Origin of the sequence: Aeromicrobium sp. Root236, assembly GCF_001428805.1 — a bacterium.
GTDB lineage: Bacteria > Actinomycetota > Actinomycetes > Propionibacteriales > Nocardioidaceae > Aeromicrobium.
In genome coordinates this window covers 240,805-253,493 of the sequence record NZ_LMIS01000001.1, presented here as the reverse complement: position 1 = coordinate 253,493, position 12,689 = coordinate 240,805, and the positions used below count along the sequence as shown (strand labels likewise).

Here is a 12,689-nt window from a genome sequence, read left to right as displayed (position 1 = left end):
TGTGGATCCCGGCGCCGACACCATCACCATGTGGACGGGATGTGTCCGAGCCACGCGAGAGACTGGGCGCATGCGGTCCACGGCGTCGATCATGCACCTGGACCTGGACGCGTTCTTCGCCTCGGTCGAGCAGCGCGACAAGCCCTCGCTGCGGGGCCGTCCGGTCATCGTGGGCGGCATCGGGCCTCGCGGCGTCGTCGCCACCGCTTCATACGAGGCGCGGGTGCACGGCGTCCGATCCGCGATGCGTACGGCCGAGGCGCGCGCACGTTGCCCGCACGCGGCGTTCCTGGGCGGCCGCTTCGACGCCTATCGCGAGGCCAGCCGGATCGTGATGGAACGACTGCGCGAGGAGACCGAGGTCATCGAGCCGCTGTCGCTCGACGAGGCGTTCGTCGACCTGGGTGCGGGGCCGGCGTTCGATCCCGATCGGGTCGAGGAGACTGTCGCCGCGATCCGCGCTGACATCTCCGAGCTCACCGGAGGGCTCACCGCGTCGGTCGGGGTCGCGTCGTCCAAGCTGATGGCCAAGATCGCCAGCGAGATCAACAAGCCCGACGGCGTGTTCGTCGTCGAGCCCGGCACGGAGGCCGACGTCCTCGGTCCCATGCAGGCCACGGTCATCCCGGGTGTCGGGCCGGCGACCGCCGAGCGCCTTCGCCGGGTCGGCATCCTCACGGTCGAGGACCTGCGCGCGCCCAGCGAGGACGAGCTCGTACGCCTCCTCGGTCAGTCCTCGGGACGTTCGCTGCATCGCATGGCGTGGGCCGACGACGACCGGCCCGTCATGGCTTCGCGCGAGACCAAGTCCGTGAGCGTCGAGGACACGTTCGAGCAGGACATCTCGGACCGCGTCCAGCTCGAGTCGATCATCGAGCGCATGGCCCGCTCGGTGTCCGGCCGGCTGCGCAAGAACGGGTTGTCGGGCCGCACCGTGACGCTCAAGATGCGCCATCACGACTTCGAGACCCACACCCGGTCCACGACGCTGTCCAACCCCACCGACAACGCACGCCTCCTCGCCACGACAGCTCGCGGGCTGCTGGCCGGCGAGGACATCAGCAACGGGCTGCGGCTGCTCGGCGTCGGCGTGAGCGGGCTCGCCGACTGGGTCCAGGACGACCTCTTCGCGACCGACGAGGACGACGACCTCGACGAGGAGGTCGTCGAGGAGACCGTGGCACGTCCCACCCGGTGGTACCCGGGCATGGACGTGCACCACGACCAGCACGGTGACGGGTGGGTCTGGGGCTCCGGGCTAGGCCGCGTCACGGTCCGCTTCGAGACGCGCTGGACACCGCCCGGCCCGGTCCACACCTTCTTGGCGGACGACCCGGCACTCGGCGCGGGCCACACCGGTACGTTCAACACATGAACGTGCCACCTGTCGCAGAGCGCCGCCCGATCACCCGCAGTCACCACGGGGACGACTTCGTCGACGACTACGAGTGGATGCGCGACAAGGAGGACCCGGCGACGCTGGCCTACCTCGAGGCCGAGAACGCCCACACGGACGCCGCCACGGCCCACCTCGAGCCCCTGCGCCAGCAGATCTTCGACGAGATCAAGGCACGAACCCTCGAGACCGACCTGTCCGTCCCCGTACGCCGCGGCAAGTGGTGGTACTACGCCCGTACGGTCGAGGGTCAGCAGTACGCCATCCGCTGCCGCTGCCCGATCGACGACGCCGACGACTGGAACCCGCCCGTGCTCGAGGCCGGAGCCGAGGTCCCCGGCGAGGAGATCCTGCTGGACTCCAACGTCGAGGCCGAGGGGCACGAGTTCTTCTCCCTCGGCGCGTTCAGCGTCAGCGACGACGAGAGCCTCCTCGCATGGTCCGTCGACACCCAGGGCGACGAGCGCTACACGATCCGCGTCAAGGACCTCCGGACCGGCGAGGTGCTGCCCGACGAGATCGCCGCGACGAGCGGCGGGGCGACCTGGTCGGCCGGTGGCACGCACCTCTTCTACACGACGGTCGACGAGGCCTGGCGCCCTCACCGCGTGTGGCGGCACGAGCTGGGCTCGACCGGAGACGACGTGCTGGTCCTCGAGGAGCCCGATGAGCGCTACTTCATCGGCGTCGGGCGCACCCAGTCCGAGCGCTTCCTGGTCATCGGCCTGTCGTCCAAGGTCACGAGCGAGGTGCGCGTGCTCGAGGCCGACAACCCTGAAGGTGAGTTCCGCGTCGTGCTCCCCCGCCGTGACGGCGTCGAGTACTCGCTCGAGCACGCTGTGATCGGTGGCGAGGACCACTTCCTCGTGCTGCACAACGACGACGCGCTCAACTTCGAGCTCGCGGCCGTACGCGTCGACGATCCCAGCGCCCGCACGGTCATCATCCCCGGCAGCGACGAGACCCGGCTCGAGGACGTCGACGTGTTCGCCCAGCAGATCGTGGTGTCCTACCGCCGCGACGCCCTGTCCCGCATCGGCATCATGGCGCTGGGCGCGGACGGCGTCGGCCCGCTCAGCGAGATCGACTTCGGCGAGGAGCTCTTCACCAGTGGTGTGGGCGCCAACGCCGAGTGGGACCAGCCGCTGATCCGCGTCGGCGTCGGCTCGTTCATCACCCCGGCCTCGATCTACGACTACGTCGTCGCGACCGACGAGCTGATCCTGCGCAAGCAGGCTCCCGTCCTCGGCGGCTACGACCCCGAGGAGTATGAGCAGCACCGCACCTGGGCCGTCGCAGACGACGGCATTCGCGTTCCGGTCTCGGTCGTCTGCCGCAAGGACACGCCTCGTGACGGCTCCGCACCCGGGCTGATCTACGGCTACGGCGCCTACGAGGCCAGCATGGATCCCGGCTTCTCGGTCATGCGCCTCTCGCTGCTCGACCGCGGCTTCGTGTTCGCGATCGCTCACGTGCGCGGCGGCGGCGAGCTCGGTCGCCACTGGTACGACGACGGCAAGATGCTGCACAAGCGCAACACGTTCACCGACTTCGTCGCGAGTGCCCGGCACCTCGTTGCCGAGGGCTGGACGTCGGCTGACCGGTTGATCGCCGAGGGCGGCAGCGCCGGAGGCCTGCTGATGGGCGCCGTCGCCAACCTCGCCCCCGACGCGTTCGCCGGCATCGTGGCGAGCGTCCCGTTCGTCGACGCGCTCACCACGATCCTCGACCCGAGCCTGCCGCTCACGGTCATCGAGTGGGACGAGTGGGGCAACCCGCTCGAGGACCCCGAGGTCTACGCCTACATGAAGTCCTACACGCCCTACGAGAACGTCGGCGCGCATCCCTATCCGGCGATCCTGGCGGTGACGAGCCTGCACGACACCCGGGTCATGTACGTCGAGCCGGCCAAGTGGGTCGCCCGGCTGCGCGCGACGGCGACCGGTGACGCCCCGATCCTGCTGAAGACCGAGATGCACGCCGGTCACGGCGGTGTCAGCGGCCGCTACGCCTCGTGGAAGGAACGGGCCTGGGAGCTCGCCTGGATCATCGACCGGGCGACCGCTGCAGCTGGCTGAGAGGTCGCCGTTAGCACGGCGCTCCTAAGAAGCGACTGAGAGCGGAATCCTTGGGGTACCGAAAGCGTTCTGATCAGTACAGACACTGATGGGAGGCGCACGGTGAGCGCACGAAACGGCAACACCAACATCGAGGGCAAGGACAGCGTCGGCATGTACCTGGCCGAGATTGCCCGCACTCCCCTGCTCGATGCCGAGCGCGAGGTCGAGCTCAGCAAGACCGTGGAGGCCGGGCTGTTCGCCCGACATCTCCTCGAGGAGGGCCGCGTGGGCCGTCGCAAGGGCGGCGCGCCCAAGTTCGCGACCGAGGAAGAGCTGCAATGGCTCGCCGACGAGGGAGACCGGGCGGTCCAGGAGTTCATCCAGGCCAACCTGCGCCTCGTCGTCTCGATCGCCCGCAAGTACGGGCGTTCGGCGATGCCGATGCTCGACCTGGTCCAGGAGGGCAACACCGGCCTGATCCGCGCCGTCGAGAAGTTCGACTACGCCAAGGGGTTCAAGTTCTCGACGTACGCCACGTGGTGGGTACGCCAGGCGATCACCCGTGGCATCGCGCAGCAGGCCCGTGTCGTACGCCTTCCGGTGCACGTGGTCGAGGAGCTCAACCAGGTGACGGCCGCGCGCCGCAACCTGGAGCGCCAGCTCGGCTACGACCCGGAGCCGCAGGAGATCGCCCTCGAGCTCGGCATGGACGTCGATCGCGTCATCGACCTGATGTCGTGGGGACGTGACCACGTCAGCCTCGACTCCCCCGTCGACGAGGACGGCGACACCTCGCTGGGTGACCTGATCGCCCGCGAGACGCAGCCCGGACCCGACTTCGCGGTGCTCGACGACGAGTCGCGGCACCTGATCTCGACCCTGGTCGATCATCTCGGCGATCGTGAGGCTGACATCGTCCGAGCGCGCTATGGCCTGCTCGACGGTCGCCAGCAGAAGCTCGCCGACATCGGCAAGCGGCACGGCATCTCGGCCGAGCGCGTACGTCAGCTCGAGCGTGAGGCGCTGGCGACGCTGCGGCGCATCGCGGATCCGGACCTCGCCGCCTAGGCCGAGGCCGCCCTGGACACGAGCTCGTCCCACGTGCCCCCGACGATTCGGGCGAGCTCGTCCAACGGACCGGTGTTGTCGATCACCAGATCGGCGACGCCGGTCCTTTGTTGTCTGGAGGCCTGCGCGGCGATGCGGGCGCGCGCCTCGCTGTCCGACATCCCTCGCGTGTCGATCAACCGAGCGATCTGGACGTCCTCGGGCACGTCGACGACCACGACGACGTCGCAATGCTGCGCCGCGCCCATCTCGACCAACAACGGGTTGTCGTGCACGACGATCGCGTCAGGACCTGCGGCGGCCTCGCGTGCGGCGGCCAGCTCCCAGATCGCGGGGTGCGTGATCGCGTTGAGGTCGGTCAGCGCCGCCGGATCGGCGAACACGATCGCAGCGAGCGCCGGCCGGTCGAGGCTGCCGTCGGCGGCGATGACTCCGGAGCCGAACCGCTGCGCTATCGCCTCGAGGCCCGGGCTGCCCGGCTCGACAGCCTCCCGCGCGAGCAGGTCGTAGTCGATGACGACGGCACCATGGTCAGCCAGCAGTGCACTGACGGTGCTCTTGCCGGATCCGATCCCGCCGGTGAGCCCGACCCTCAGCACGTACGCCTAGCCCGCGGCGTTGCCGTAGGTGGTGACGTGCACGTGGTCCATGTGGTTGGCCGTGGGGCTGCCACGATCCGACATGCTGCGCCAGGCGCCTGACGTGGCGGGGCGCCAGATGTGCTGGTGCCAGATGAGGTACTCGATGCCGAGCTCGGCACGGTGCTCCTGAAGGAACGCCGCGACCTTGTAGCCGAGGGGGTTGCCGTTGCCGACCATGATGTCGAGCGCCTGCCCGGTGGCGTGCTCACCACGGCCCGAGACGCCGCCGTAGCGGACGATCGAGGGGAACTTCGCGCACACGGCGCGATGGACCTTGATCGTGTCCGGCTGCAGGCCGCGCTCGGACGCGGAGCCCGACGCACACGGGGAGGTGCCGAGCGGCATCTCCTTGACCAGGCTCTTGGCCTCGACCCACCGTGGCAGGCCCTTGTGGATGATCTGGGCCCATGCGCCCTGCTTGACGCCGGTGATGTCGACGGTCTCGCCGGAGGCGACCTTGGCGAGGACCGGCGACGAGCTCTTGGCCGCGGCGTGCACCTCGAGCGCGGCGACGGCGTAGCGGGTGCCGGTGACCTTGGCCTCGGCGGCGGCTTCGTTGGTCAGCGGGGCGCGCTCGGCGCTGCGGCTGACCGCCGTCGACTTCTCGGCCGCGGACACCGCGAACAGGTCCTGCTTGGGCTGCGCGGTTGCCGCGGCGGGCGCGGTGCCGTCGTGCGCGACCACCAGTGCGCCGGCCGCAGCCAGGGTGAGCAGGCCGGCGGTCGGGAGGATCGCGCGAGAGATGTGCAGGCGACGGGGCGCCTTGCGAGCATGCCGGTGGCGAAGATCTGCCACGGATGGACCACCTAGTGCGTAGACGAAAGTCTGACTCAGCGTTCGAGTGAAGCATACTTTGTGCGTCGGTTCACATCGGATGCCCACATCCCCGCTGACCGGCGTGACTGATGTCTCACGATGTGGAAGGTTCCGGGTGCCCGACGTCCTCACTGCCGCCGAGAGCGAGTCCGCCCAACGCCGGGTCGCCGGGGCGTTGCTCGCCGGCGGCGCCCGTGCGGGCGACCGGGTCGTGCTCAGCGTCCCGGGCTCCGCCGACTACGTGAACGTCGTCCTCGGCGCGGCAAGGACGGGCATCGTCCCGGTCCCGCTGGACCCCAGGCTCACGGCGTACGAACGTGACGCGATCATCCGCGACGTCCAGCCGGCGACGGTCATCGACGACGCAGCCGGCCTCGCGGCGCTGCTCGGCGGCGACGCGGTCGAGCTCGACGACTGGCCGCGCTGCCGGCCGATGCACTTCACCTCCGGCACCACAGGGAAGCCCAAAGGCGTCTGGTCAGGTGCGCTGTCACCCGAGCACGCAGCCGCGCTCGTGTCTGAGGAACGCGACCTGTGGGGCTTCGCGCCCGGCGATCTCGACCTGGTGGTGTCCCCGATCTATCACTCGGCGCCGTTGCGGTTCGCGATGGGCACGCTGCTCGCCGGCGGCTCGATCGCGGTCCTGCCGGCATTCGAGCCGCAGGCATTCGTCCAGGCCGTGGCCGACCTGCGTCCCACCTCGATGTTCTGCGTGCCGGCCCACCTCCAGAGGCTGTTCGCATGGCTCGACGAGCACGACGCCACGCTCGACGCCTCGTCGTTCCGTCTCGTCGCGCACGCGGGAGCGCCGTGCCCCGAGCCCGTACGCCGACGTGCGCACGACACGTTCGGGGTCGACGTCGTCTGGGAGTTCTACGGCTCGACGGAGGGGCAGTTCACCGCGTGCCCGGCGCCGGAATGGATCGCTCGCCCCGGCACCGTCGGGCGATCGAGGCCGGGCCGCGTCGTGTCCGCCGACGACGACGGACAGCTGTGGTGCGCCGTGCCCGAGTGGGCCCGGTTCACGTACTGGAACGCCCCCGAGAAGACACAGGCCGTCTGGAAGGAGACACCCGACGGGCCGGCATTCACGGTCGGTGACCTGGGCCGCGTCGAGGACGGCTACGTGTACCTCGACTCCAGGCGCGAGGACCTGATCATCAGCGGCGGCGTGAACGTCTACCCCGCTGAGGTCGAGGCCGCCCTGGAGGACGCGGACGGCCTGGTCGACCTCGCGGTGTTCGGTCGCGACGACCCGGACTGGGGCCAACGGGTGTGCGCCGTGTACGTCGGCGACGTCACCGAGGAGACGCTGCGGGCACTCGCGGCCGAACGCCTCGCGCCGCCCAAGCGACCGAAGACGTACGAGCGGGTTGCATCACTGCCGCGTACTGCGACCGGCAAGGTCCGCCGTACTGAGCTCTGAGGCCTCGGGCTCGGCGACCTGGTCCGGCGCAGCGAACTTCTCGCCCACCCACGCACCGACGAAGCCGAGCAGCAGGCCGGCGAGGACGTCGGAGACGTAGTGCCAGCCGAAGTAGACCGTGGCCACCATGGTGATGCCGAGGAACGCACGCAGCCCCCACACGACGGCCCGGTGCAGCCCGGCGCGCTGGGCGACGAGACAGGCCGTGGTGGCGATCGCGACGTGCAGCGACGCGAACGCGGCGATGTTCTGGACCGTGTTGGTGTGCGCCGGGTCCGCGAGGACCTGGAGGCGCTCGGTCCACATCGACTGCTGCAGGGCCGTGGTCGAGGTGTCGGCCAGACCGCTGAAGTCGCCGGGGCGGTCGTAGATCGGGCCGAGAGTCGGCAGCGCGAAGTTGAGAGCGACCCCGATGACCCAGTCGACCGACACCGCGGTGACCCACCACGAGCTGATGCGGTCGCGGCGGGCCCACACCAGTGCCACGGCGAGCGAGGCCGGGAGCGCGACGATCCAGACGATGTAGAAGAACGACAGGACGTGCGCCGCGACCGTCGTGCCGAGGAGGTCGTGCAGCACCACCGCGGGCTGGTGGCCGCCGAACATCGCGCGATCGATCCGGGACAGGTCGTGGTCGTAGAGCTCGTGGTTGGCGAACGGCACGAAGCCCTTGAGGTTGCGCACCGACGCATACGTGACGTACCAGCCGATGAGGCCGATCACCATGAACCGCAGGTTGGTCGCCGGCCACCGCTCGCGCCAGACCTGGGCGATCGCACCGCGGACCGCGCGCCACGACTGGGCGCGCAGGACGGCACGCGGGACCACGTCGAGGACGAGGGCCAGCAGGACGATCAGCGGCAGCAACACGAAGGTCGGCCCGACCGAGCCGTCAGGGTCGTGGAACCCGAGATTGAGGGACTGCGCCATCACGAGAGCTGCGACGAGAGTCGCCACCGCAAGCGCGGAGCTGAACTCCAAACCGGATCTGCGCACGGTCAGACTGTATCGCTCGCGTCGTACCAGGGCCGGGATCGGGCGGTCAGACGGCTTCATCGACGCGGTCGGGCTCGTCCACGCAGGTGAAGGTCTTGCGGTACAGCTGAGGGGTGGTCCCCCGGGCGGTCGAGAAGTGGTGGCGCAGGGTGGCTGCGTTGCCGAAGCCCACCCGCGAGGCGATCTGCTCGACCGACAGGGCCGAGTTCTCGAGCAGCTCCTCGGCGTTCGCGAGTCGCTGGCTCGTCAGCCACTGGAGCGGCGTCGTGCCCGTCTCGTCGCGGAACCGGCGCGCGAACGTACGCGGCGACATGTGCGCCTGGGCCGCCAGCTTCTCGACCGAGAGCGGCTCGTCGAGGTGGTCGCTGGCCCACGCCAGCAGCGGCGCGAGCGTGTCGGCCTCGGTCTGGCCCATCGGCGTACGGATGAACTGGGCCTGTCCGCCGTCGCGGTGCGGCGGCACGACGATGCGGCGAGCCGTCGTCGTCGCGACCTTGGCGCCGTACATCTGCCGCATGATGTGCAGCGAGGCGTCGATGCCGGCGGCGGAGCCGGCACCGGTCATGATGTTGTCCTCCTGGACGTAGAGGACGTCGGGCCGGACGATCGCCTTGGGGTACATCCGCGCCATGCGATCCGTGTAGCGCCAGTGGGTCGTGCACTCGCGGCCATCGAGCAGGCCGGCCTCCGCGAGCATGAAGGCCGCCGAGCAGTGGGCGTAGACCAGCGCACCGCGCTCGTACGTCTCGCGGGCGGCATCGAGCACCAGAGGGTCGAAGTCGAGGTACTCGTGCTTGGGCGAGAAGCAGACCAGGTCGGCGTCCTCGATCGCGTCGAGGCCGTGCTCGACGTGCAGATCGAAGCCGGCCCGTCCGCGCACCCGGCCGGGCCGCGGCGTGCACACGCGGAAGTCGAACACCGGGTTGTCGTCCTCGGGGTGATAGGGCTCGGCCCACACCTCACAGATGGATCCCAGGCCGAAGGGCTCGGCGCCGTCCTGCACCACGACTGCAACGGTCTTCATGCAGCGAGCATCGCAGATGGATGGCAGAAAATCAACGCATACTGGCGTTCCTGCCACTGGTGGCAGGAACGCAGCGGGACGAGAATTACTGCCATGCTCATCCTCCTGATCACGCTCCTGGTCATCGCCACCGGGGTCGCACTCGCCGTGCTGATCCCGAAAGACGGGTACGGAACTCGTCCCGGTCCGCGCAGCCACGTGGACTCGTTCCCGCCGAACAGCTTCGTCTGACCCCCTCCCAACGCAAGAACCCCCGGTCCGCGTGGACCGGGGGTTCTTGTGTTGAGCGGGAGGTGTTACTCGCCGCCCGTGAGCTTCTCGCGGAGCGCCTGCAGCGCCTCGTCCGAGGCCAGTGAGCCCTCCTGCTGGGGGGCGTCGTCACCGGCTGCGGTGTCCGAGGAGTAGTTGGCAGCCTCAGAAGCCTCGATGCCGGCCTTCTCGGCCTCCTCGATCTGCTTCTTGTGGGCTTCCCAGCGCTCGTGCGCCTCGGCGTACTGCTTCTCCCACGTGGCGCGGGCCTCGTCGAAGCCTTCCTGCCACTCGCCGGTCTCGGGATCGAAACCTTCGGGGTAGATGTAGTTGCCGTCGGCGTCGTACGACGACGTCATGCCGTAGAGCGTCGGGTCGAAGTCATCGCTGACTGCGGCCTCGGTCTCGTTGGCCTGCTTGAGCGACAGCGAGATGCGGCGACGCTCGAGGTCGATGTCGATGATCTTGACCATGACGCTGTCGCCGATCTGCACGACCTGCTCGGGGATCTCGACGTGACGCTCGGCGAGCTCGGAGATGTGCACGAGGCCCTCGATGCCCTCCTCGACGCGGACGAACGCACCGAAGGGGACCAGCTTGGTCGCCTTGCCCGGCACGATCTGGCCGATCTGGTGCGTACGGGCGAAGTGCTGCCACGGGTCTTCCTGCGTCGCCTTGAGCGACAGCGAGACACGCTCGCGGTCCATGTCGACGTCGAGCACCTCGACGGTGACCTCGTCGCCGACCTGGACGACCTCGTTGGGGTGGTCGATGTGCTTCCAGGACAGCTCGGACACGTGGACGAGTCCGTCGACGCCGCCGAGGTCCACGAACGCACCGAAGTTGACGATCGAGGAGATGACGCCCTTGCGGACCTGCCCCTTCTGGAGCTCGGTGAGGAAGTTCTGGCGCACGGCCGACTGGGTCTGCTCGAGCCAGGCACGGCGCGACAGGACCACGTTGTTGCGGTTCTTGTCGAGCTCGATGATCTTGGCCTCGATCTTCTGACCGATGTAGGGATCGAGGTCGCGCACGCGGCGCATCTCGACCAGCGAAGCCGGCAGGAAGCCGCGCAGACCGATGTCCATGATCAGGCCGCCCTTGACGACCTCGATGACGGTGCCCTCGACCACGCCGTCCTCGGCCTTGATCTTCTCGATGTCGCCCCACGCGCGCTCGTACTGCGCACGCTTCTTGGACAGGATGAGGCGGCCTTCCTTGTCCTCCTTCTGGAGGACGAGGGCCTCGACGTTGTCGCCGACGGAGACGACCTCGTTGGGGTCGACATCGTGCTTGATCGAAAGTTCGCGGGAGGGGATGACGCCCTCGGTCTTGTAGCCGATGTCGAGGAGAACCTCGTCACGGTCCACCTTGACGATGACACCTTCGACGATGTCGCCGTCGTTGAAGTACTTGATGGTGAGGTCAATTGCGGCGAGGAAGTCTTCCTCAGAGCCGATGTCGTTGACGGCGACCTGTGGTGCTACGTGGGGTGTGGCGAGACTGCTTGACATAGAGGAGTTGCTCCGATGGATGGGTGGAATTGTCGGGCACGTCTGACAGCCCTTGGATCGTGATGAGTCGAGAAGAGGTGCCCACCGAGAATCTGCGGGCTTCGCCCGACATGGGCACGAGCACGGGCCTGCTCTGTCCGAGGTACGTACAGGCCATCAGCGCAGGTCCAATCGTACGCGACGGGGGTCCTGCACGGGAAGGCGGGTCAGGCGGGCGACAAGAACGCCGAGAGCGCACGGGCGTACGTGTCGACGTCCGCCGCGCCCATGAGCTCGCGCGCCGAGTGCATCGCGAGCTGCGGGGCGCCCACGTCGATCGTCAGCATGCCCGTACGGGCGGCGCTCAGCGGACCGATCGTCGAGCCGCACGGCAGGTCGGCACGGTGCTCGTAGCGCTGCAGGGGCACGCCGGCCTGGTCGGCGGCGCGGGCGAACACCGCAGCTCCCGGAGCGTCCGTGGCGTAGCGGAGGTTGACGTTGACCTTGAGCACCGGTCCCCCGCCGATCGAGATGTGGTGCAGCGCCTCGTGCCGCTCGGCGTAGTTGGGGTGCGTCGCGTGCGCCATGTCGCCCGACGCGCAGACGGACGCGGCGATCGCCCGGTGGTAGTCGTCCCGCGTGCCGCCTGCGGCGAGCACGATGCGCTCGAGCACGGTGGCGAGCAGGTCCGACTCGGCGCCGCGCTCCGACGTGCTGCCGACCTCTTCGTGGTCGAACAGGGCCAGCACGGGGCGGATGCCGTCGACCACGGACGCGTCGAGCAGCGCCCGGAGCCCGGCGAAGCAGGTCACCTGGTTGTCGAGCCGCGGCGCCGAGACGAGCTCGGTGCGTGCCCCGGTCAGCGCGCTGGGCGTCGCGTCGTGCGCCATGAGCTCGAAGCCCAGGATGTCGCCCTGCGTCACGTCGGCCTGGGCCGCCACGAGCTCGAGGAACTCCCCCGGCGCGGTCGACCAGATGGCGTTGAGGTGCCGCTGGGGATCGAGCTCGACGCCCTTGCGCTCCGCCGAGAGGTGGATCGCGAGCTGCGGCACACGGAGCACCGGCTCGTCGATGTGGACCAGTCGCTCGGTGCCGTCGCGCAACGCCAGACGGCCCGCGACGCCGAGATCCCGGTCGAGCCAGGAGTTGAGCCACGCCCCGCCGTACGGCTCGAGGGCCACGACGCCCAGGCCCTCGGGCGACAGGTCGTGATGCTGCTTGAGCCGCAGGTTGGGGCTGTCGGTGTGTCCGCCCACGACACGGAACGCGTCGGACGGCGACGTGCTCGCCTCGGTCGACCAGGCGACGAGGGACCCGCCGCGTACGACGTAGTGCCGCCCTTGGGCGGTCGGCCAGGAGTCCTGCTCGTGGACGCGGACGTAGCCGGCCGCCTCGAGCTCGGCGGCCACGGTCTCGCAGACGTGGAACGGAGTCGGCGAGCGGTCGATGAAGGTGCACAGTGCGGCAGCGGGAGCGACGGTCATAGGAATCTCACCCTAGAACACCCCGGCCCGCCGGAC

Annotated in this window: 11 protein-coding genes; 5 read left to right on the top strand and 6 right to left on the bottom strand. The window is 69.3% G+C overall.

Annotated elements, in window-relative coordinates; all coding sequences use genetic code 11:
• The first annotated feature begins 70 nt into the window (after nucleotides 1-70).
• From ASE12_RS01305 to ASE12_RS01295, 3 genes are all read left to right on the top strand, one after another.
• Nucleotides 71-1,375, top strand: a complete 1,305-nt coding sequence (locus tag ASE12_RS01305) for a DNA polymerase IV (RefSeq protein WP_056395936.1) — start codon at nucleotides 71-73, stop codon at nucleotides 1,373-1,375.
• Complete coding sequence (locus tag ASE12_RS01300) at nucleotides 1,372-3,474, top strand: S9 family peptidase (RefSeq protein ID WP_056395933.1); 2,103 nt, start codon at nucleotides 1,372-1,374, stop codon at nucleotides 3,472-3,474. The genes ASE12_RS01305 and ASE12_RS01300 overlap by 4 nt, the downstream gene beginning before the upstream one ends.
• A 153-nt stretch (nucleotides 3,475-3,627) precedes the next feature.
• Nucleotides 3,628-4,524 carry an RNA polymerase sigma factor RpoD/SigA gene (locus ASE12_RS01295; RefSeq protein ID WP_082582420.1) on the top strand — a complete coding sequence of 299 codons (897 nt, stop codon included), beginning with the start codon at nucleotides 3,628-3,630 and terminating at the stop codon, nucleotides 4,522-4,524.
• Here the strand turns inward: ASE12_RS01295 and coaE are convergent.
• Entirely contained in the window at nucleotides 4,521-5,123 is a 603-nt protein-coding gene (gene coaE, locus ASE12_RS01290; RefSeq protein ID WP_056395926.1) for a dephospho-CoA kinase, read from the bottom strand. The genes ASE12_RS01295 and coaE overlap by 4 nt on opposite strands.
• A 6-nt stretch (nucleotides 5,124-5,129) precedes the next feature.
• On the bottom strand, nucleotides 5,130-5,960 hold the full coding sequence (locus ASE12_RS01285; RefSeq protein ID WP_056395923.1) for an SH3 domain-containing protein: 831 nt from the start codon (nucleotides 5,958-5,960) through the stop codon (nucleotides 5,130-5,132).
• A 136-nt stretch (nucleotides 5,961-6,096) separates the two neighbouring features.
• Here ASE12_RS01285 and ASE12_RS01280 point away from each other — a divergent pair, with 136 nt between their 5' ends.
• Nucleotides 6,097-7,407 (top strand): class I adenylate-forming enzyme family protein, encoded by a 1,311-nt coding sequence (locus tag ASE12_RS01280; protein ID WP_235508813.1) that lies wholly within the window; start codon nucleotides 6,097-6,099, stop codon nucleotides 7,405-7,407.
• On the opposite strand, the gene ASE12_RS01275 is transcribed toward ASE12_RS01280, so the two are convergent.
• Nucleotides 7,360-8,403: a phosphatase PAP2 family protein gene (locus ASE12_RS01275; RefSeq protein WP_162255457.1), complete on the bottom strand. Its 1,044-nt coding sequence runs from the start codon at nucleotides 8,401-8,403 to the stop codon at nucleotides 7,360-7,362. The two genes, ASE12_RS01280 and ASE12_RS01275, sit on opposite strands and share 48 nt — an antisense overlap.
• 46 nt (nucleotides 8,404-8,449) lie before the next feature.
• On the bottom strand, nucleotides 8,450-9,427 hold the full coding sequence (locus ASE12_RS01270) for a GlxA family transcriptional regulator (RefSeq protein ID WP_056395916.1): 978 nt from the start codon (nucleotides 9,425-9,427) through the stop codon (nucleotides 8,450-8,452).
• Nucleotides 9,428-9,520: 93 nt separating this feature from the next.
• Between ASE12_RS01270 and ASE12_RS19920 the strand changes: the two genes are divergently transcribed.
• On the top strand, nucleotides 9,521-9,658 hold the full coding sequence (locus ASE12_RS19920; RefSeq protein WP_157412770.1) for a hypothetical protein: 138 nt from the start codon (nucleotides 9,521-9,523) through the stop codon (nucleotides 9,656-9,658).
• Between the two features lie 65 nt (nucleotides 9,659-9,723).
• Here ASE12_RS19920 and rpsA read toward each other — a convergent pair whose 3' ends face one another.
• Together rpsA and ASE12_RS01260 are read right to left on the bottom strand one after the other, a co-directional pair.
• Nucleotides 9,724-11,190 carry a 30S ribosomal protein S1 gene (rpsA, locus tag ASE12_RS01265; RefSeq protein WP_056213433.1) on the bottom strand — a complete coding sequence of 489 codons (1,467 nt, stop codon included), beginning with the start codon at nucleotides 11,188-11,190 and terminating at the stop codon, nucleotides 9,724-9,726.
• 206 nt (nucleotides 11,191-11,396) lie between these two features.
• Entirely contained in the window at nucleotides 11,397-12,653 is a 1,257-nt protein-coding gene (locus ASE12_RS01260) for a M18 family aminopeptidase (RefSeq protein WP_056395912.1), read from the bottom strand.
• Nucleotides 12,654-12,689: the final 36 nt, after the last annotated feature.

Excerpts from the sequence above, each read along its gene's own strand:
- ASE12_RS01305 (WP_056395936.1), top strand. The coding sequence starts at position 71 with ATGCGGTCCACGGCGTCGATCATGCACCTGGACCTGGACGCGTTCTTC.
- ASE12_RS01300 (WP_056395933.1), top strand. The coding sequence starts at position 1,372 with ATGAACGTGCCACCTGTCGCAGAGCGCCGCCCGATCACCCGCAGTCAC.
- ASE12_RS01295 (WP_082582420.1), top strand. The coding sequence starts at position 3,628 with ATGTACCTGGCCGAGATTGCCCGCACTCCCCTGCTCGATGCCGAGCGC.
- ASE12_RS01270 (WP_056395916.1), bottom strand. The coding sequence starts at position 9,427 with ATGAAGACCGTTGCAGTCGTGGTGCAGGACGGCGCCGAGCCCTTCGGC.
- ASE12_RS19920 (WP_157412770.1), top strand. The coding sequence starts at position 9,521 with ATGCTCATCCTCCTGATCACGCTCCTGGTCATCGCCACCGGGGTCGCA.
- rpsA (WP_056213433.1), bottom strand. The coding sequence starts at position 11,190 with ATGTCAAGCAGTCTCGCCACACCCCACGTAGCACCACAGGTCGCCGTC.
- ASE12_RS01260 (WP_056395912.1), bottom strand. The coding sequence starts at position 12,653 with ATGACCGTCGCTCCCGCTGCCGCACTGTGCACCTTCATCGACCGCTCG.